General features: G+C 72.1%; 17 protein-coding genes, 7 tRNA genes and 1 pseudogene. 14 read left to right on the top strand and 11 right to left on the bottom strand.

The window, feature by feature from the left end:
- Window positions 1–207 precede the first annotated feature (207 nt).
- Both cobA and AB0L71_RS02810 read left to right on the top strand, forming a co-directional pair.
- Window positions 208–1,479, top strand: a complete 1,272-nt coding sequence (cobA, locus tag AB0L71_RS02815; RefSeq protein WP_365237096.1) for a uroporphyrinogen-III C-methyltransferase — start codon at window positions 208–210, stop codon at window positions 1,477–1,479.
- Between the two features lie 64 nt (window positions 1,480–1,543).
- Window positions 1,544–2,398 carry an RNA methyltransferase gene (locus AB0L71_RS02810; protein WP_365237094.1) on the top strand — a complete coding sequence of 285 codons (855 nt, stop codon included), beginning with the start codon at window positions 1,544–1,546 and terminating at the stop codon, window positions 2,396–2,398.
- A gap of 60 nt (window positions 2,399–2,458) precedes the next feature.
- Here the strand turns inward: AB0L71_RS02810 and AB0L71_RS02805 are convergent, their stop codons facing one another.
- Complete coding sequence (locus AB0L71_RS02805; protein WP_365237092.1) at window positions 2,459–3,847, bottom strand: protein kinase; 1,389 nt, start codon at window positions 3,845–3,847, stop codon at window positions 2,459–2,461.
- A 575-nt stretch (window positions 3,848–4,422) separates the two neighbouring features.
- Here AB0L71_RS02805 and AB0L71_RS02800 point away from each other — a divergent pair.
- The 3 genes from AB0L71_RS02800 to AB0L71_RS02790 all read left to right on the top strand — a co-directional run bounded on the left by AB0L71_RS02800 (window position 4,423) and on the right by AB0L71_RS02790 (window position 6,188).
- Entirely contained in the window at window positions 4,423–4,632 is a 210-nt protein-coding gene (locus AB0L71_RS02800) for a hypothetical protein (RefSeq protein WP_365237090.1), read from the top strand.
- A 259-nt stretch (window positions 4,633–4,891) separates the two neighbouring features.
- Complete coding sequence (locus AB0L71_RS02795; protein ID WP_365237088.1) at window positions 4,892–5,857, top strand: aminoglycoside phosphotransferase family protein; 966 nt, start codon at window positions 4,892–4,894, stop codon at window positions 5,855–5,857.
- Window positions 5,858–5,924: 67 nt separating this feature from the next.
- On the top strand, window positions 5,925–6,188 hold the full coding sequence (locus AB0L71_RS02790; RefSeq protein ID WP_365237087.1) for a zf-TFIIB domain-containing protein: 264 nt from the start codon (window positions 5,925–5,927) through the stop codon (window positions 6,186–6,188).
- Window positions 6,189–6,331: 143 nt separating this feature from the next.
- Here the strand turns inward: AB0L71_RS02790 and AB0L71_RS02785 are convergent.
- The 5 genes from AB0L71_RS02785 to AB0L71_RS02765 form a co-directional block, all read right to left on the bottom strand.
- Window positions 6,332–6,406 (bottom strand) — tRNA-Val (locus tag AB0L71_RS02785).
- 23 nt (window positions 6,407–6,429) lie between these two features.
- Window positions 6,430–6,501: transfer RNA gene (locus AB0L71_RS02780), tRNA-Val, on the bottom strand.
- Between the two features lie 19 nt (window positions 6,502–6,520).
- Window positions 6,521–6,592 (bottom strand) — tRNA-Val (locus tag AB0L71_RS02775).
- 1 nt (window position 6,593) lies between these two features.
- A tRNA-Cys gene (locus AB0L71_RS02770) sits at window positions 6,594–6,667 on the bottom strand.
- 38 nt (window positions 6,668–6,705) lie between these two features.
- A tRNA-Gly gene (locus AB0L71_RS02765) sits at window positions 6,706–6,778 on the bottom strand.
- A gap of 230 nt (window positions 6,779–7,008) precedes the next feature.
- On the opposite strand from AB0L71_RS02765, the pseudogene AB0L71_RS02760 reads away from it, so the two are divergent.
- The 3 genes and pseudogenes from AB0L71_RS02760 to AB0L71_RS02750 form a co-directional block, all read left to right on the top strand.
- A pseudogene (locus AB0L71_RS02760) lies at window positions 7,009–7,237 on the top strand (anthranilate synthase component I family protein); the annotation flags it as partial.
- Window positions 7,234–8,055 (top strand): aminodeoxychorismate lyase, encoded by an 822-nt coding sequence (locus tag AB0L71_RS02755; protein WP_365237085.1) that lies wholly within the window; start codon window positions 7,234–7,236, stop codon window positions 8,053–8,055. The pseudogene AB0L71_RS02760 and the gene AB0L71_RS02755, both read left to right, overlap by 4 nt.
- A 63-nt stretch (window positions 8,056–8,118) precedes the next feature.
- Entirely contained in the window at window positions 8,119–8,955 is an 837-nt protein-coding gene (locus tag AB0L71_RS02750) for a GNAT family N-acetyltransferase (RefSeq protein WP_365237083.1), read from the top strand.
- Window positions 8,956–8,968: 13 nt separating this feature from the next.
- On the opposite strand, the gene AB0L71_RS02745 is transcribed toward AB0L71_RS02750, so the two are convergent.
- Window positions 8,969–9,484: a DsbA family protein gene (locus tag AB0L71_RS02745; RefSeq protein ID WP_365237081.1), complete on the bottom strand. Its 516-nt coding sequence runs from the start codon at window positions 9,482–9,484 to the stop codon at window positions 8,969–8,971.
- A gap of 168 nt (window positions 9,485–9,652) precedes the next feature.
- Here AB0L71_RS02745 and AB0L71_RS02740 point away from each other — a divergent pair, with 168 nt between their 5' ends.
- Both AB0L71_RS02740 and AB0L71_RS02735 read left to right on the top strand, forming a co-directional pair.
- Window positions 9,653–10,108 (top strand): hypothetical protein, encoded by a 456-nt coding sequence (locus AB0L71_RS02740; RefSeq protein WP_365237463.1) that lies wholly within the window; start codon window positions 9,653–9,655, stop codon window positions 10,106–10,108.
- A 211-nt stretch (window positions 10,109–10,319) separates the two neighbouring features.
- Window positions 10,320–10,475 carry a hypothetical protein gene (locus AB0L71_RS02735; RefSeq protein WP_365237079.1) on the top strand — a complete coding sequence of 52 codons (156 nt, stop codon included), beginning with the start codon at window positions 10,320–10,322 and terminating at the stop codon, window positions 10,473–10,475.
- Between the two features lie 4 nt (window positions 10,476–10,479).
- Here the strand turns inward: AB0L71_RS02735 and AB0L71_RS02730 are convergent, their stop codons facing one another.
- Both AB0L71_RS02730 and AB0L71_RS02725 read right to left on the bottom strand, forming a co-directional pair.
- A complete protein-coding gene (locus tag AB0L71_RS02730; RefSeq protein ID WP_365237077.1) occupies window positions 10,480–11,067 on the bottom strand; it encodes a CGNR zinc finger domain-containing protein in 588 nt (195 codons plus the stop codon).
- A gap of 346 nt (window positions 11,068–11,413) precedes the next feature.
- On the bottom strand, window positions 11,414–11,827 hold the full coding sequence (locus AB0L71_RS02725) for an SsgA family sporulation/cell division regulator (protein WP_003959770.1): 414 nt from the start codon (window positions 11,825–11,827) through the stop codon (window positions 11,414–11,416).
- 272 nt (window positions 11,828–12,099) lie between these two features.
- Between AB0L71_RS02725 and AB0L71_RS02720 the strand changes: the two genes are divergently transcribed.
- A complete protein-coding gene (locus tag AB0L71_RS02720; protein ID WP_365237075.1) occupies window positions 12,100–12,510 on the top strand; it encodes a TIGR02611 family protein in 411 nt (136 codons plus the stop codon).
- Window positions 12,511–12,564: 54 nt separating this feature from the next.
- A tRNA-Val gene (locus AB0L71_RS02715) sits at window positions 12,565–12,636 on the top strand.
- Window positions 12,637–13,066: 430 nt separating this feature from the next.
- Here the strand turns inward: AB0L71_RS02715 and AB0L71_RS02710 are convergent.
- The gene (locus tag AB0L71_RS02710; RefSeq protein ID WP_365237074.1) at window positions 13,067–15,625 is read right to left on the bottom strand and encodes a hypothetical protein; all 2,559 of its coding nucleotides are present in this window, start codon (window positions 15,623–15,625) and stop codon (window positions 13,067–13,069) included.
- A gap of 83 nt (window positions 15,626–15,708) precedes the next feature.
- Here AB0L71_RS02710 and AB0L71_RS02705 point away from each other — a divergent pair, with 83 nt between their 5' ends.
- Complete coding sequence (locus tag AB0L71_RS02705; RefSeq protein ID WP_365237072.1) at window positions 15,709–16,155, top strand: SRPBCC family protein; 447 nt, start codon at window positions 15,709–15,711, stop codon at window positions 16,153–16,155.
- A 39-nt stretch (window positions 16,156–16,194) separates the two neighbouring features.
- Window positions 16,195–16,266, top strand: a tRNA-Val gene (locus tag AB0L71_RS02700).
- 78 nt (window positions 16,267–16,344) lie between these two features.
- Here the strand turns inward: AB0L71_RS02700 and AB0L71_RS02695 are convergent.
- Complete coding sequence (locus tag AB0L71_RS02695) at window positions 16,345–17,070, bottom strand: exonuclease domain-containing protein (RefSeq protein ID WP_365237070.1); 726 nt, start codon at window positions 17,068–17,070, stop codon at window positions 16,345–16,347.
- Window positions 17,071–17,307: the final 237 nt, after the last annotated feature.

The following is a 17,307-nucleotide window of genomic DNA, read 5'->3' as shown; positions in this document are numbered from 1 at the left end:
CCCTTCGGCTTCGACAACGCGAAGGAGCGGGGCCGGTGCGAAGCGGCAGCGGGAAGCAGCCGACGCGGCCGAAACGCCCTCCGTCACCCGTCGCCGTGCGCGGCATCCCACGCCGTATCGTGGATCCGCGCCACGAAATCGCACGTCACCGCCGCTCCGTCGTCGCAGCGGCCCGCACTCCGCACCGTACGAGGAGCCCGCATCGCCATGGCCGATCACACCGAGCACACCGCTCACGCCGATCACCCCGCGTACCCCGTCGGTCTGCGCCTCAGCGGCCGACGCGTCGTCGTGATCGGGGGCGGCCAGGTCGCCCAACGCCGCCTGCCCGCGCTCATCGCGGCGGGCGCCGACATCGTCCTCGTGTCGCCGACCGCGACCCCGTCCGTCGAGGCGATGGCCGACGCCGGTGAGATCCGCTGGGAGCGCCGTCCGTACGCCGACGGGGACCTGGCGAGCAGCTGGTACGCCCTGGTGGCGTCCGACGACACCGCGGCCAACGACGCCGCCTCGGCCGAGGCCGAGCGCACCCGCACCTGGTGCGTCCGCAGTGACTGGGCCGAGGCCGCCACCGCCCTGACCCCGGCGACCGGCCGCAGCGAGGGCGTGACCGTCGCCGTTCTCACCACCGACACCCACGGCCGCGACCCGCGGCGCTCCGCCGCCGTCCGCGACGCCATCGTCGAGGGCCTGCGCGACGGAACCCTCACCGCCCCTCACCACCGCACCCGGACCCCCGGTGTCGCGCTGGTCGGCGGCGGCCCCGGCGATCCGGACCTGATCACGGTCCGCGGCCGCCGTCTCCTCGCCGAGGCCGATGTCGTCGTCGCCGACCGCCTGGGCCCGCGCGACCTGCTCGACGAACTCCCGCCGCACGTCGAGGTGATCGACGCCGCGAAGATCCCGTACGGCCGCTTCATGGCCCAGGAGGCGATCAACCGGACGCTCATCGAGCACGCCAAGGCAGGCAAGGCCGTGGTGCGGCTCAAGGGCGGCGACCCGTTCGTCTTCGGCCGCGGCATGGAGGAGGCCCAGGCGCTCGCCGCCGAAGGCATCGCCTGCACCGTCGTCCCGGGCATCTCCAGCTCGATCTCCGTACCCGGCGCGGCCGGAATCCCCGTCACACACCGGGGAGTGGCCCATGAGTTCACCGTCGTGAGCGGCCATGTCGCCCCCGACGACGAGCGTTCGCTGGTCGACTGGCCGGCCCTCGCCAAGCTGCGCGGGACCCTCGTGCTCCTGATGGCCGTCGACAAGATCGGGGCCATCGCCCGCACGCTGGTCGCCCACGGCAAGGCCCCCGAGACCCCGGTCGCCCTGGTCCAGGAAGGCACCACGGCGGCCCAGCGCCGCGTCGACGCCACGCTCGCGACCGTCGCCGAACGGGCCGTCGCGGAGGACGTGCGGCCTCCGGCCGTCATCGTGATCGGTGACGTCGTCGCGGTCGGCCCGGACACCCCTCCGGCCCCCGCAGAGTAACCGGCGGTAACAGATCTTCCTCCCACCGTTGGCACCACACACCGGACAAGGCAGTATCAACCCCGTGGCTGATCTCATCACCATCGACGACCCCGACGACCCCCGTCTGCACGACTTCACCGGGCTGACCGATGTCGAACTCCGGCGCAGACGGGAACCCGCCGAGGGGCTCTTCATAGCCGAGGGCGAGAAGGTGATCAGACGTGCCAGGCACGCCGGGTACGAGATGCGGTCCATGCTGCTCTCGGCGAAGTGGATCGACCTGATGCGCGATGTCATCGACGAGGTCCCCGCCCCGGTGTACGCGGTCACCCCCGAGCTCGCCGAGCGGGTCACCGGCTACCACGTCCACCGCGGCGCCCTGGCCTCGATGCAGCGCAAACCGTTGCCGACCGCGGACGAACTGCTGGCGACGCCCCGTCGGATCGCCGGTGACGACCTCGGCGGCGGTCCGACGGCCCGGCGCGTCGCCGTGTTCGAGGACATCGTCGACCACGCCAACCTGGGGGCCGCTTTCCGGAATGCCGCCGCCCTCGGTGTCGAGGCGGTGTTCCTCAGCCCGGGTTGTGCCGATCCCCTCTACCGCAGGTCCGTGAAGGTCTCGATGGGGGGCGTCTTCCAGGTGCCGTGGACCCGGTTCGCCTCCTGGCCCAAGGGGGTGGAGGTGCTGCGCTCCGAGGGGTTCACGGTTGCCGCACTCTGTCTGAGCGAACGGGCGATCACCCTCGACGAACTCGCCGCCCGGAAGATCGAGAAGCTCGCTCTGGTCTTCGGCACCGAAGGCACCGGCCTCACCCCCAGGACGCTCGCATCGGTCGACGAGCACGTCCGTATCCCGATGGATGCCGGTGTCGACTCGCTCAATGTGGCGGCCGCCTCCGCCGTGGCCTTCTACGCCACCCGGCCGCGAACCGCCTGAACGCGCCACCCGGTCCACGGCGCTCCGACGACGGCGCGCACAGGAACCGCCGCGCGCCGACTACCGAAGCGCCACATCCTGCCCGGGGCCCGCATCCTGCGTCTCGCCCAGGACCTGCGCCTCGCCCGGAACCTGCGCCTCGCCCAGGACCTGACTCCGAGACCGGTCCCCGAGGTTGCCCGCGCCCAGCCCGCGGGCCGGACCCTGGCAGCCCTGCGCCGCCGCGATGCCCAGGGCCACCAGCAGCGTCACCACGACGAAGACGATGAGCCGCTGCCGCAGCAGCCGCGGATTGGCGGGGCGCAGCCCCGTCGATGTCCTGCGGGCCCCGGGCCGCGTACCCGGCCGGCTGTTCGCCCCGTTCGTGCCCTGGGGGCGCTTGCCGGAACGCGTCGTGCTGCGCGGCGGCTGAGGCTGCTGCGGACGCGAACCACCGGTACGGGATGCCCCGGACCGCGACGACGTGGCCGGCCGCTTGCCCTGCGGCACCTTCTGCCTCGGCTGACGGGGTGCCGGAGGAGCCGTGCGCCGGGTCTGCTGCTCGGTGTACGGGCCGTCGATACGGCCGGTCGGCCGGTCCAGCTCCTGCGCCGAACGCTGCACGGGCGGACGGCTCTCATGCAGGCCCTGTGCCTCCCGAGCCGCGATCTCCTTGAGCCGCATGGAGAGTTGAAGCGTGCTCGGCCGTTCCTCGGGGTCCTTCGCCAGACAGGCGCTCACCAACGGCGCGAGTGCGTCGTGCACGTCGTACAGCTGGGGTTCCTCGTGCACCACGCGGTACAGCATCACCTCGGAACTGCCGTGCCCGAAGGGCGAGTCCGCCATCGCCGCGTACGCCAGCGTGGCCCCGAGCGAGAACACGTCCGTCGCAGGCGTCACCGCCGCGCCGCGCACCTGCTCGGGTGCCAGGAACCCCGGCGAGCCCACTGCCGTCCCGACGTGCGTGAGGGTCGACGCACCGGTCGCCCAGGCGATCCCGAAGTCGATGATCCGGGGGCCCTTGGGCGAGAGGAGGATGTTGGACGGCTTGAGGTCACGGTGGACGACACCGGCCTCGTGCACCGCCACCAGCCCTTCGGACAGCGCCGCCCCGATCGAGGCCACCTCGGCCGCCGACAGCGGTCCCTCCTCGGCCACCTTGTCGTGCAGCGAGGGCCCCGGGACGTACTGCGTGGCGAACCACGGGCGGTCCGCCTCCAGATCGGCGGCCACCAGACGCGCTGTGCAGCCGCCGCGGATCCGTCGGGCGGCGGAGACCTCCCGGGCGAACCGTGAGCGGAACTCCTGGTCCTCCGCCAGATCCGGCCGGATGACCTTCAGCGCCACCCGCTGACCCCGCCGGTCCGAACCGAGGTAGACGACACCCATGCCGCCCGCTCCGAGCCGCCGGTGCAGCCTGAACGAGCCGACGACACGCGGGTCCTCGCGCCGGAGCCGCATCATCGCCATGTCTGCCCATCCCCGCTGCCTGGTACGCCTGACGAGGCACAGCTTACGTACCCGGTGCCCGGGGCGCTCAGAGGCCGCGCCCTCGCCCCCCGACCGATTGTCTGTGCGTGGCGGGGCTCATGACGGAGCGTGGGCTGTGAACGGCCTCGCATCGGAGCGTTCGGCGCCTCAACCCGACTGCGAGGAAGCAGGGTTGACGTGGTATCGCGGCTGCTCGGTCGCGCGCGAGCGGCGGACCGGACAGGGCGCGGGCACCCGCGGGGGACCGCCGTGGAGCGGTGGAGGAGAGAGCGAGTGAGTCACGTCACGGCCGGGGGCGGCGGCGGGTCTCCGGAGGTTGCCGGCCGGCCTTCCGCGGAGTTTCTCCGGGATGTCCCCGGGGCGGCGTGCCCGATCTCCACCCAGGGGAGTACGTGGACTGCCCGGGGCTCATCCTCCCGCAGGCCCGGGATTCCGTACGCGGGCATGATGCCGCAGGTCCTGCGCCTCCCTAGGGTGGAGATCGAGCGGCGGGCGCACTACTCGTCCCCCGAGGCAGCACGCCCGTCGCTTCACAACCGGTCAGGAGAGGAACCATGGCGGACACGGCACCGCGGACCATGATCCGCACCCGGGAACGCGCCCTGCATGCCGCGTTCGGCGCCCGGCCGTCGTCCGGTACCCGCCACCCGCTGGTGGCGGCGGCGATGGTTCTTCCTCTGGCGGCCCTGCTCGTGGTCGTCTTCGGCGGCTGGGACGCAGTGGTCACACAGGCGTCGTCCGTGGGTGTGATGCTGGGGCGCTGAGCGGCGCTCCGGGTCCGGAAGAGCGGTCCGGACCGGGGCATCCGGCCAACAACCCCGTGGGGACGGGGGTGCGGCGGACGGCAGCGTTTGTCCGGCCGGCTGGGGAGCCGGCCGGACATCGCGCTGCGCGGAGCCCCTGAGCGTGTCCCGGAGGTCCCGCCTGCTCGACGACGCCACTTTCGCAATACGCCCTGGGCGACCCGCGTACGCTCGTCGGCGGGCCCGGCACGGATCGGGCCGTCCGCCACCGGGGGAGAACGTGACCACCGCAGTCGTACACGCGCTGGGCGCCCTCGCCCACCGGGCCGTCCACGCACCTACCGTGTCCGGTTGTGCCTGCCCCGCGCCGTCGGTCCTCGCCGACCGTGCGGACGGGACGGTCGTCCGCCGCGGGCCCGTCGTGGCCAAGGCCCACGCCCCCGGCACGGTGATCACCGACCTGCTGGCCCGCCTGAGCCTCGCGAACGATCCCCGCCTGTCCGGCATCCTCCTCGCCCCCCTGCGCCCCCGGCCCCTCACCTCGCTCGTCCAGGGGCGTCCGATCACCCTGTGGCCCCAGGGCGAGCCCGTCGACCCCGGCGATCCCGACGCCGCTCCCTGGGAAGAGGCCGCCGTCCTGCTGGCCGGGCTCCACCGGACCCCGCCGCCGCCCGGCATCGGGCTCCCTCCCATGCGCGGCCCCGCCAAGGCGGCGCTCGCGGTGGCCCGGATGCGGGCCGCCCGGCCCGGCCACCCGTCCACCGCCCCCGTCCTCGCGGCCTGGCGCCGCCTGCCCGCCTGGGCCCGCGGCGAGGGCACCGCGCCTGCGCACCGCTCCCGCTACCTCTGCCACGGCGATCTGCACCTCGGCCAACTCGTCCGGCATCCCTCGCCCCACGGCCCCTGGCTGCTCATCGACGTCGACGACGCCGGACTCGGCGACCCCGCGTGGGACCTCGCCCGCCCCGCCGCCTGGTACGCGGCCGGAGTGCTGCCCCCGGAGGTCTGGCTCCGCTTCCTCGACGCCTACCGCTCGGCCGGCGGGCCCGCCGTGGACGCCGAGGACGACCCGTGGTCCGCCCTGGACGGCCCGGCCCGAGCCCTGACCGTCCAGACCGCGGCACTGGCATGCGCCAAGTCCGCTGCGGAGGGCCGAAGTCCGGACGAGGTGGAGCAGGCGATGATCGACGCCTGCGCCCGAATCGCCTCCCTCCCGCCGGAGTTGGGCGCGCACGGCCCGTCGTAGGCTGAACCGACCGTCGGCGGGCCCGCATTCCGACGACGGTGACCGACGTGGAGGAGTGAGTCGAACCATGCAGTGTCCCAAGTGCCACGCGCCGATGCACACGTACAACCGCAACGGCATACAGATCGAGCAGTGCAGCGGCTGCCGGGGGATATTCCTCGATTACGGCGAGCTGGAATCCCTGACCCGCATCGAGGCGCAGTGGACCCAGCAGGCTCCGCCCCCGCCGCAGGCCTACCCGGCTGCCCCGGCGCCCGCCTGGGGTGCGCCTCAGCATCACGGTGGCCACTACCGGCACAAGAGCTTCGGCCGCATGCTCTTCTCGTCCTGAGCGGCCCGGCACGGGTCAACAGCTGACCGCGGCCCGGACACCTTCCGTCCGGGCCGCGGTGCGCCCCGCTGCCCGCAGGCGCCGACCCGTGCCCGCCACGGAAACGAAAAAACCCCGGTCGTCGGAACGACCGGGGTTCTCGCTGGTGCGCGATACTGGGATTGAACCAGTGACCTCTTCCGTGTCAGGGAAGCGCTCTCCCGCTGAGCTAATCGCGCAGGGTGAACCTGCGTGTACTGCGTGCGCGATACTGGGATTGAACCAGTGACCTCTTCCGTGTCAGGGAAGCGCTCTCCCGCTGAGCTAATCGCGCGGGGATCCTTGCGGATCAGTGGACGATACTGGGATTGAACCAGTGACCTCTTCCGTGTCAGGGAAGCGCTCTCCCGCTGAGCTAATCGTCCTTGGAGGTGGAGACGGGATTTGAACCCGTGTAGACGGCTTTGCAGGCCGTTGCCTCGCCTCTCGGCCACTCCACCAGGAGTGAGGGTTCGGGAAGATCCCCCACCTGTCTGCGAGCGGACGACCAGGTTCGAACTGGCGACCTCAACCTTGGCAAGGTTGCGCTCTACCAACTGAGCTACGTCCGCTTGTCTTTCCCGGTCCGCTTCCGCGTCCCGGCGACGTGTTGAACTCTAGCGGATTCCCGGGCCAGTACAAAAACGCGTTTGTGCAGCGTGCTGAGGTGCGTGTGCCCCGGGGCAGGTCACGGCGTGCCTTCCCGGACCCGAGCGGGCGCACGACCTCGCCCTCCTGGCCCGCTTCGGCAGCCTCCTCGCGTCCGGTCCGCAGGACGTCACCAGCGGTCCCGCAGCCGGCCGACGCCGATTGCCGCACCGCCTCGCCGGCCGTCGGCACACGGACCTTCCTGGATCGAGTGGACCGGCGCCGGACCGGCACCGCGCCCGGTCCTCCGGTCCGGCGCCGGGGCCGGCATCACCCGGGACTCCGCCACGGAGGGGGAGGGGGACGAGACCGGACCGAAGGCCTTCCGGCTGCCGGCTGTAGCGTCGGGCACCACAGAAGCGACTGGAAGGACCGTGCCATGAGGATGTGGGTCAACGGCGGACTGCGGGACGCCGACGACGCCAGGGTGTCCGTGCTCGACCACGGACTGACCGTGGGGGACGGCGTCTTCGAGACGGTCAAGGCCGTCGGGGGCAGCACCTTCGCACTCACCCGCCACCTCGACCGGCTGACCCGCTCCGCCCGGGGCCTCGGCCTGCCCGACCCTGACCTCGACGAGGTGCGCCGTGCCTGCGCGGCCGTTCTCGATGCCAACCCGATGGCGTTGGGCCGGCTGCGCATCACGTACACCGGCGGGCTCTCCCCGCTGGGCTCCGACCGCGGCGACGCCGGCCCCGGCCTCGTCGTCGCCCTGGGGGAGGCCCGGCGCCGCCCCGACACCACCGCCGTGATCACCGTCCCCTGGACGCGCAACGAACGCGGTGCGCTCGCCGGGCTCAAGACCACCTCGTACGCCGAGAACGTCGTCGCCCTTGCCCGCGCCCATGAGCACGGGGCGTCCGAGGCCCTCTTCGCCAACACGGTCGGACAGCTCTGCGAAGGCACCGGGTCCAATGTCTTCGTCGTCGTCGACGGGCGGCTGTACACCCCGCCGGTCGCCTCCGGCTGCCTCGCCGGGATCACCCGTGCACTGGCCGTGGAGTGGACGGGGGCCGAGGAGACCGACCTGCCGTTCGACGTCCTGGAACAGGCCGAGGAGATCTTCCTGACCTCCACCCTGCGCGACGTGCAGTCCGTCCACCGGGTGGACGGCCGGGAGCTGTCCGGCGAGCCCGGACCGGTGACCACCAAGGCCATGCGGATCTTCGACGAGCGGGCCGGGAACGACCTCGACCCGTGACCCCGGCACCATGCCCCGTAAAAACGGGTGACGAGCCGGGACCCAGCGGATAGAACAACTCCGATGACTACGACACTCCGGCCGACCGGGCCGATCCAGCAGGGCGCCGACGGCGCGAAGAGTCGCACGTACGACGTGTGCGACAACGGGCGGCCCGTCGGCGCCGTCGAGATCGGCACGGATCCGGGGTTCGGGTCGACGGCGGGCGAGCTCCGCTCCCTGCACATCGAGGAACCCCGTCGCGGGCGGGGCCGCGGCACCATCGCCGCGCTGGCGGCCGAGGAGGTGCTGCGCGGCTGGGGCTGCACCCGGATGATGGTGTCGGTCCCGGCGGACGCCCCGGCGGGGCTGCGGCTGGCCACCGCGCTGGGCTACGTCGAGCGCAGCAGGAACATGGTCAAACAGCTGCCGCAGACCCCACCCGAGCTGCCCGGCGACGTCACCGCCCGGTCGATGACGGACGACGAGTTCGCCCACTGGGAGCGCGACGCGATCAACGGCTACGCGCAGTCCTGGATCGATCGCGGCGTCCCGGCGGAACAGGCCGTGCGGAAGGCCGAGACCAGCCATGCCCAACTCCTGCCGCACGGCCTCGCCACCCCGGGAGTGCACCTGCACGTCCTCGTGCACGAGGACGTGGTCGTGGGACATGTCTGGGTCGCGCGCCAGGAGATGCACCCGGGGATGGTGGTGGGGTACGTGTTCGACGTCGAGGTGCGCGAGGAGTTCCGTGGACGGGGATACGGCCGGGCCCTGATGCTCCAGGCGGAACGCATCGCGCTGGAGGCGGGCGAGGACCGGCTCGGTCTGCACGTCTTCGCCTCCAACACGCCCGCCCTGCGGCTGTACGAGTCGCTCGGTTACCGCACGACCCAGAACAGCCTGGCCAAGGCGCTGTAGCGGCTCGGCGGCCTCAGCCCTGTGCGGCGAGGAGCCGGTCGGCGATCTCCTCGATCCGTTCACGCAGTCCTTCCTGGCTCCTGCCGCCGTCGAGCCGTACGTCGCCGATCACGTACGTCGGTGTGCCGGTGACCCCGATCGCCTTGCCCTCGGCCTGGTCGGCGTCGACGATCAGCATGTGGCGTCCGTCGATCAGCGCGGTGTCCATCTCTGCGGCGTCCAGGCCGAGTTCGCGTGCCACCTCGATCAGCAGCGGTTCGCCGGTGCGGCCGAGGTCGGTGGTGCGGGCGAGTACCGCCTCGATGTACGGCCATCCCCTGCCCTGGGCGACCGCCTCCTCGGCGGCCTGGGCGGCGGCGTAGGCATGCTTGTGCTTCTCCAGCGGGAAGTGCCGCAGCCGCACCTCGATCCGGTCGCCGTACTTGGTCTGCAGGGCATGCACATCGGTGAGGGCCTGGTGGCAGTCGGGGCACTGGAGCTCGCACCAGACGTCCAGGACGACGGGCGCTGCCGGGGTGGAATCGCTCATGGGACCAGTCTCCCAGGGCCCTCGCGGATGTCCCCATCGGTACCCGGCCGGCACCTGGGGAGGATCCCGGCCCTGAAATGTCCCCGATGCGGCCCCGGATCGTGGCCGCGCGGAGCGCGACCGGTGCAGGATGGAAGGGACGTTCCCCGCCGACGCCTGGAGGCCGTGATGCTTGCCGAGACGATCTGTTCCGCGGCGTCCGCGGCGGGCCTGGGCATCGCCGCCGTCATGGCATACCGGAAGCGCTTCCTCCGCGCGGCCCGGATCGCGGCCTACTCCCTGGTGCCGATCGGCCTGGTGCTGACCGGGATCGTGGACTGGGTCGCCGGAATCGCCTTCAAGCCGAGCGTCTGGATCGGCTTCGGACTGCTCGCCGTGGCCTGGCTGCTGTTCATCAGTACCCGTGCGGTCGAGAACCGCGGCGTCGGTGCGGGGAAGGGGAGCAAGGCCGCCGAGCGGGCGGCCGGGAGCGACGCCCTCGCCCCCGCTGCTTCGGCGCCCTCCCGGGGAGCCGCCCTCCCGGCGACGCGGACCCGGGCGGAGGCCGAGCCGAAGCGGAAGTCCGGCCCGGCGGACGACGACTTCAGCGACATCGAGGCCATCCTGAAGAAGCACGGCATCTGACGCTGCCCCGTCCCTCGCCGGCCGCCCGCGGGCCGGTGCGCCGTTGCCGGGCCGGTGAACGCGGTCCGGCGCACTGCGGGACGTACCGAAAGCATGACGGGCGATCGGATGCCGGAGCGAATCCCTCCCGGCACTGAAGAGGGTGAACTCACTGCGCAAAAAGGCATGTTGATCGCCAGGGGGGCCCGGACTGGGTCATGATCGTCTCGAGATGGTGGACACTTCACGGGGCGATTCCCCCGCAAGCCCTGCCGAAGAGCCGCGTGGCTGCCTCTTCGCGCTTTCCCAGCCCCCTTTGATGATCTTCCTCGCGGTGGTCGGCAGTCTGCTGCTGATGGCCGCGTTGCATGATCTCTTCCTGCTGTGAACGGTCAGCCGGCCGCTTCCTTGCGGCGTGCCCGGTATGCGGCCACGTGCAGACGGTTGCCGCAGGTGCGGCTGGAGCAGTAGCGGCGGGAGCGGTTGCGGGAGAGGTCGACGAAGGCGCGCCGGCAGTCCGGCGCCTCGCAGCGCCGCAGCCGCTCCTGCTCACCCGCCACCACGATGAAGGCCAGCGCCATGCCGCAGTCGGCCGCGAGATGGTCGGCGAGCGAGGCGTCCGGCGCGAAGTAGTGCACATGCCAGTCGTAGCCGTCGTGATTGCTCAGCTGCGGGGTGGTGCCGGCCGCGGCGACGAGGGCGTTGACGAGCGAGGCGGCGGTCCCGGCGTCGTCCGTCGCGAAGATCGTGGCGAACCGTGCCCGTACCTCCTGGACGGCACGCAGGTCCTTCTCGTGGAGCTCGCCGACGCCGCTGATGCGATGACGCCGCGCGAAGTCGTACAGCGCTTCGATGCCGTCGAGGCCCTCGGTGGATCCGTCTTCCGGCTGCCCGTGCCCCGGGGGTTCGCTCTCGGGTGCGGTGTTCAGCAGGTCGATCACCGTGTCGAGGGCGATCCGGGTGTCGTGGGGGATCAGCACGCTTTCGCTCCCTGGCCTCCGGCGGGCGGGTGTCCGCCGATGCCGACCGACTCTACTGGCTCGCGCCGGACAGGAAGAGGGCCGAGAGGGCCCTTGAAGGGAGCACAGAGCTCATACCGGAGCGCCGGGGTCCCGGGGAGCCGGGCCTGCCCGGTCCCGGCTCTGGACGGGCGCTGCGGGCCCGGGAGCGGCATGCCGGGCGTACGGGTGTGGGCGGGGAGGGCACGCACCGGCGCCGCCACCACGGTGGATTCCGTGATGACGGCGCCGGTCTCAGCCCTTATGAGGTTTTCCGCGCGGCGCCGCCTCCCCGAGTCGGACGGCGCCGTGCAGCTCTCGGCCTGGCTCAGCTCTCGGCCAGGATGTGGGAGAGCTCCGTGTCGAGGTCGAAGTGACGATGCTCGGTGCCTGGTGGAACCGCGGCGTCGGTCCTCTTCAGGAACGACTCCAGGGCCCTCGCCGGGGCTTCGAGCAGGGCTTCTCCCTCTGGGGAGCTCAGTGCGATGCAGACGACGCCCTGACCGTGACTACGGGATGGCCAGACACGTACGTCTCCGGTGCCGGTGGGGCGATGAAGCCCCTCGGCCAGGAGGTCGCGGGCGAAAACCCATTCGACCGTTTCCTCCGCTCCGGTGTGGAAGGTGGCGTGCACGGCATAAGGGTCGGCCGTGTCATACCGCAGGCCCGCAGGTACAGGCAGTGAGGACTCGCTCGACACAACGAGGCGCAGGTGCAGCTCGCAGCTGACCGTGGTGTTCATAAGCGCCAGGGCCTTTCGCTCAGTGTGCGCTCGGGGATTCGCACGTCGGCGAAATCGACATGCCACCTGGGGTGGTGTTGTAAACCCCTCTGACCTTTTTGTGTCCCTTCAAGTAGCTCATATGGCGGTGTGTAACTTTGGGTTATGCGGCCATTCCGGTGACAAAGGCCGTTCCGGTAGGTTGGCCGCATGGAAGCGGACAGTGCGGACAGGGACGAGTGGGGCGAGGGGCGCCGTGTCGGCGTACCGGTCTCCGGCACGGGGGTGTGCGTGTGACGGGGGACGTCATCGAGGGAGCGGCGGGGGAGGGCCGGAAGCTCGGCTCCCGGGCGCCCGGGTTCATCAAGGCGTCCAGGGCGCTGCATCTGAGCTGGCAGGTCGGCGTCTTCGTGGTCGGTCTCGCCGTGGTCGTGGCGGGCATCATCATGTTGCCGCTGCCCGGCCCCGGCTGGCTGGTGATCTTCGGCGGCATGGCGATCTGGGCGACCGAGTTCGTCTGGGCGCAGTTGGTGCTGCACTGGACGCGGCGGAAGGTCACCGAGGCCGCCCAGCGGGCGCTCGACCCCAAGGTCCGGCGGCGCAACATCATCCTCACCGTGATCGGTCTGGTGATCGTCGCGGTGCTGGTGGGGATCTACGTCTGGAAGTTCGGGATCACCATGCCGTGGAAGATCGACGAGTGACCCGGGGGTGGTCATGGGGTGCCGCTGACATGGGGTAATGTTTGGCCTGCGCCCGGGCGATTAGCTCAGTGGGAGAGCGCTTCGTTCACACCGAAGAGGTCACTGGTTCGAACCCAGTATCGCCCACCCCGGACAGAGGGCCCGCGAGACTTCACCGTCTCGCGGGCCCTCTGCAATTTCTTCGGACGATTCGCTGCGGTGTCTCCGTGGACGAATCGATGAGCCTCGGGCGGTGCGTATCGCAGGGGGCGCTTCCGTGAGAAGCGGAAGCCGGAAAACAAGGTCCGGACGGGCTGCCGGGACCGCCTTCCGGTAACACCGGAATTTCTCGAAGGAGTTCGGCGCGGAGCCTTCGCACCCCAGGCATCTCCTCATACGTTTCGGAACTCCTCCGTAATTCTGCGCACATGCGGCGAGAAATCGCGTACTGCGTAACTTCGAGGGGGAGTTCGGCTGAGTTCGTCCCTCGTGTTCACACCTCACCCGGGGGAGGCGGACGAACTCGTTGCCGGCTCGGGTCCCGGAAGCGGGTCGAGCCGGCAACCGTGGCACACCGTCAACGCATCCTGCCCACAACCTTCTTCAGCCGACGGGCTTCACGCAGCCGCTGCTCGTACGTCGCGCCGACCGCCAGGAGCAACACCCCGGCCACGGCGGGCGGCAGCCAGCGGGGGAGGACGCCGACGACCTGGACCACATACGGCGCGAGTTCGTGCAGGGCGTCCAGGGCCAGCACCGTGCCACCGAGCAGCAGCGGCGCCTGCAGGCGCAGCCGCGCGCCCGACAGGGTGATCGCCAGCGCTGCCAGGCCGAGCAGCAGCGGCCGGAGCCAGTGCGGATCGGCCCAGGCCGCGACGAGGCTCGGCACCAGGGTCGCTGCGAGGCCGGTCCCGTACGCGGTCCACGACGACGCCTCCGGATCACGGCGTCGGCGCAGGACACCGATAGCGAGCGCGGGCAGGGTCACCGGCAGGGTGTACGCCTCCGGGGCCGACACCCCCGAGGCCGACAGCCGCAGCCAGGCCGCCAGGACGAACAGCGTCACCGCCAGATACCCGGCTGCCGGGCGCCGCTCGGCACGCACGGCCGTACCTGCCGCCAGTACCCCGCACAGCCCCAGCACCAGCGCCAGGAACGGCCGGTTCCCTGCTGCCATGCCGACCGCCACCACGCCTGCCGCGGCCCCGGACAGCTCGACCGGCAGAGCCGAGGGAAGGCCCCGCAGGCGCGCCGAGAGCACCACCGTCACCGCGGGGACGACCAGCACGACCAGTGCCGCGCGGTCGGTGGCAAGGTCCAGTGACGCCCCGACCGCCCGCGCGAGCACCGTCGCGCACAGCACCGCCCCGCACGCCGACACCGCCTGCGCGATCCCCGGCAGCCGTACGGTCCGCGCTCCCTGAGACGTGGACGGCGGCGGCAGGGTCCGCGCCGTGGAGACCGAGGCGCCGGCGAGCGCCACCGCCGACGTGCCGAACACCACCAGCAGCACCGTGAACGCCGTGTACGTGGCGGTCTCCGTCGCGAGCGACAGCATCCCCGCGCCGGCCGCGCCCACCAGGCCGCACAGCAGCGCGATCGGCCCCACGGCGTCCGCCCCGCGTCGCAGCCCCGGGACCGCCACGGCGAAGGCCCCGGCAACCAGCACCAACTGCACCGCCAGAGCCGGTGCGTACGGCATGCCCAGCACCGCGGGCAGCACGGTGAACCCCGCCCAGCCGAGCGCCACCGCCACCGCCCCTGCCGCACTCCGCCACGCCTCACCCGGAGACAGCACCGGCCCGGCCACCCGCACCAGCCGGGCCCAGGACCGGTGCGCAGCCGCCGACAGCGCGGCCATCAGCAGCAGCACCACCGGCGCCGCGGCCATCCGGGACCAGGTCGGACCCTCCACGCCCAGTGCGCCCCGGACACCCCCGTCCGGGGTTCCCGACCACACCCCGGCCACCTGCGAGGCAGCACCCGCCAACGACAGGCCCAGCGGCGGCAGAGAGGTCAGGAGCGCGGCGAAGGTCACCGCTGCCGACGCGCACACCAGCCCCTGCCCCACCCGACGCGGCAGCGGGGTGCGCACCGCCACCAGCAGCAGCACCGCACACAGCAGGTACCACGGCACCGACCAGCCCCGGGGCACCTCCGCGCTCAGCACACCGCCCACCGCGGCCACCGCGGCCAGCCCGGCCACCACACCCCCTGCCACCGCGAGCCCCGACGGCGCCCGCCAGGCCCCCCACACCGCGATCCCCGCACCCACGAGCAACAGCGCACCCGGCGCCGCGGCGGCCGGCACCGCATCCGCGGACACCGACTGAACCAGGGCCACCAGCAGACCGATCGAGCCCGTCGTCCAGCAGCAGACGCAGGCCGTCACCCGTACCGCGAGGCGCTTGCCCAGGACCGCGATCGCGCAGTCCACCGCCGCCGTCGTCAGCAGCGCCCAGCCGAACGCCGTGGCTCCGGCGTCCGCTGCCCACGCCCACAGCACCAGCGGCAACTGCGCGCTCCCCACCGCCAGCAGAAGCGGCAGTCGGAGCCGGCCGAGCAGCAGCCCGTAGGCACCCCAGAGCACGGCGAGCACCGCCGTGCAGACCGTGGCGAAGCCGAGATCATCGGTTTCCGGCCATGCCACCTGGTGCAGTGCATACGCGTCCAGCACCATCAGCACCGCCGCGAGGGCGGCCAACGACTCGGCCGTGGCGGACAGCCCACGACGCAGCAGAGCGGCAGGGGCGGACAGCGCCATGACCGTCACGGCGGTGAGCACTGCCGTGCGGCCGCCGATGCCCATGTGGCCCCAGCTGACCAGGGTGAACGCGACCGCCGCGATCGTCAGCAGCAGACCACCCAGGGTGAGCAGCACGTTCTGGGCGCTGCGCGGCCCGGCCGATGCGGCCGGTGCGGCCGGCGACCAGGTTCCGGGCGGAGCGGCGAACGGGGTCGACGGCCCGGTTCGGGACGGCGGTGCGGCCGGCACCGCGGGGCGCGCGGCCGGCGGCGTCAGCACGCTCAGCAGCCAGGCGCGACGAACGAGCAACTGGGACCGGCGGACGTCCAGCTGGGCCAGCTCACGATCGAGGAGCGCCAATTCCTCGGCGGGCGGCGGTAGATGTTCCATGAAGGGGAGTGTGGCGTCGGCCACATCTGTGGACATGAGTTCGGGTACTCAGATCCCGCGCCGAGTATGCGCAGACTTGGAGGATGGACTGGTGCCGCTACCGATTCGTGAGTGTCTGGGACCTGCCCGGCCCGCCCGAGGCCGTGTACGAGATCCTCGAACGCGCCGACGACTATCCGCGATGGTGGCCGCAGATCCGCGCGGTCACACCGGTCGACGGGGTCAGCAGTACGGTCCGCGTCCGCTCCCTCCTGCCGTACGACCTCGTGCTGACCGTTCGTGAACGGCGCCGCGACCCCCGGGCGGGGGTTCTCGAGGCGACCCTCGGCGGTGACCTCGACGGCTGGGCCCGGTGGACGGTGACCGCGCACGGCACCGGCAGCCGGGCCACCTACGAACAGGAGGTCGAGGTACGCAGACGGCTGATGCGGCTGTGCGCGGTGCCCGGACGCGCCGTGTTCCGGGCCAACCACGCCCTCATGATGCGGGCCGGTCGGCGGGGCCTCTCGGCCTGGCTGGGCGGAGTTTGAACCAGACCCTCCGAGCCCTGTATGGTTCAACCCGTTCCCGGGCGATTAGCTCAGTGGGAGAGCGCTTCGTTCACACCGAAGAGGTCACTGGTTCGAACCCAGTATCGCCCACCCGGAAGAGGCCGGTCCGTCAGTAGTACCGACGGACCGGCCTCTGCGTGTCCGGGTACGGACTCGGGGTACGACCGGTCATGCCGCGGCCGGCAGTTCCGGGCGCAGCGGCCACGCGGGATCCACCGTTTCCGTCATGCCGTGCTTCGCGAACCGCGCCTGGAGCCCGCGCGCCTGTGCCGCATGCCACCTGGTCTGCAGGGTGTGCAGCTCCGGGGGTGTCAGCCGGGCCAGACGGGACGAGAAGCGCCGCCCCACCGCCCGTACGAGCTCCAGCGAGGCCGTCGCGTCGGTCGCCGCGTCAGGCGGGCCGGCCGGCGCCACTCCGTACAGCTCGCAGAGATCGGTGAGGGTCCGCCGGCCCTTGCGGTAGCGGTCCAGGTGCTGGTCGAGCACCCGCGGGTCCAGGACGCACAGCGGTGCGTCCCGCAGACAGCCGGTGAGCGTCGACGCGCGATGGCGTCTCAGCTCCCGGTCCAGCAGCGTCAGATCGAACGGTGCGTTCATCACCACGAGCGGACGGCAGGCCGCGCACTGCTCGGCCAGCGCCCGGGCCATCTCCGCCATCACCGGCGCCGGCCAGCGGCCGTTGCGCCGGAGATCTTCCTCGGTCGGGCCATGGACACCGGTCGCCCCGGCGGGCACCGGCACTCCCGGATTCACCAGCCAGCGGGTGACGCGCACCCGCCCGCCGGCGGTGTCCTGGACGACGAGGGCGGCCGACACGATCCGGTCCTTCTCGGCGTCCGCTCCCGTTGTCCCGGTGCCCCAAGCGGCCAGTGGGCCTTCGTACCAGTGAGTCATCCCCGAACTCCTTGTGTCCGGACGGCAGATGGCGTGATGCCCCTGCCCGGTTCGGTGATACCCGCACCCTCTGCCTGCCACGCCGTCCGGGGCTGCCCCGCACGGCGGCACCCTGGGCAGCCGGGCCCACCCGGCCGGGGCCGGGCGAGGAGGCGCAACGGATCGCGGTCGGGCCCGCCCCGCAGGTCCGTCGGTCCGGGCGGAGAGCTGTGACGGGCTTTGGGGGGCCGGGCCCGG

It is taken from the genome of Streptomyces sp. NPDC052052, assembly GCF_040680455.1.
Lineage (GTDB): Bacteria > Actinomycetota > Actinomycetes > Streptomycetales > Streptomycetaceae > Streptomyces.
This window is presented reverse-complemented; position numbering and strand designations above follow the sequence as displayed.

What these genes read in the sequence shown, in the direction of transcription:
- AB0L71_RS02805 (WP_365237092.1), bottom strand. Translation starts at nt 3,847, where the DNA reads ATGGCGATGATGCGGCTCCGGCGCGAGGACCCGCGTGTCGTCGGCTCG.
- AB0L71_RS02790 (WP_365237087.1), top strand. Translation starts at nt 5,925, where the DNA reads ATGCAGTGTCCCAAGTGCCACGCGCCGATGCACACGTACAACCGCAAC.
- AB0L71_RS02755 (WP_365237085.1), top strand. Translation starts at nt 7,234, where the DNA reads ATGAGGATGTGGGTCAACGGCGGACTGCGGGACGCCGACGACGCCAGG.
- AB0L71_RS02745 (WP_365237081.1), bottom strand. Translation starts at nt 9,484, where the DNA reads ATGAGCGATTCCACCCCGGCAGCGCCCGTCGTCCTGGACGTCTGGTGC.
- AB0L71_RS02750 (WP_365237083.1), top strand. Translation starts at nt 8,119, where the DNA reads ATGACTACGACACTCCGGCCGACCGGGCCGATCCAGCAGGGCGCCGAC.
- cobA (WP_365237096.1), top strand. Translation starts at nt 208, where the DNA reads ATGGCCGATCACACCGAGCACACCGCTCACGCCGATCACCCCGCGTAC.
- AB0L71_RS02705 (WP_365237072.1), top strand. Translation starts at nt 15,709, where the DNA reads ATGGACTGGTGCCGCTACCGATTCGTGAGTGTCTGGGACCTGCCCGGC.
- AB0L71_RS02735 (WP_365237079.1), top strand. Translation starts at nt 10,320, where the DNA reads ATGGTGGACACTTCACGGGGCGATTCCCCCGCAAGCCCTGCCGAAGAG.
- AB0L71_RS02740 (WP_365237463.1), top strand. Translation starts at nt 9,653, where the DNA reads ATGCTTGCCGAGACGATCTGTTCCGCGGCGTCCGCGGCGGGCCTGGGC.
- AB0L71_RS02725 (WP_003959770.1), bottom strand. Translation starts at nt 11,827, where the DNA reads ATGAACACCACGGTCAGCTGCGAGCTGCACCTGCGCCTCGTTGTGTCG.
- AB0L71_RS02800 (WP_365237090.1), top strand. Translation starts at nt 4,423, where the DNA reads ATGGCGGACACGGCACCGCGGACCATGATCCGCACCCGGGAACGCGCC.
- AB0L71_RS02695 (WP_365237070.1), bottom strand. Translation starts at nt 17,070, where the DNA reads ATGACTCACTGGTACGAAGGCCCACTGGCCGCTTGGGGCACCGGGACA.
- AB0L71_RS02710 (WP_365237074.1), bottom strand. Translation starts at nt 15,625, where the DNA reads ATGGAACATCTACCGCCGCCCGCCGAGGAATTGGCGCTCCTCGATCGT.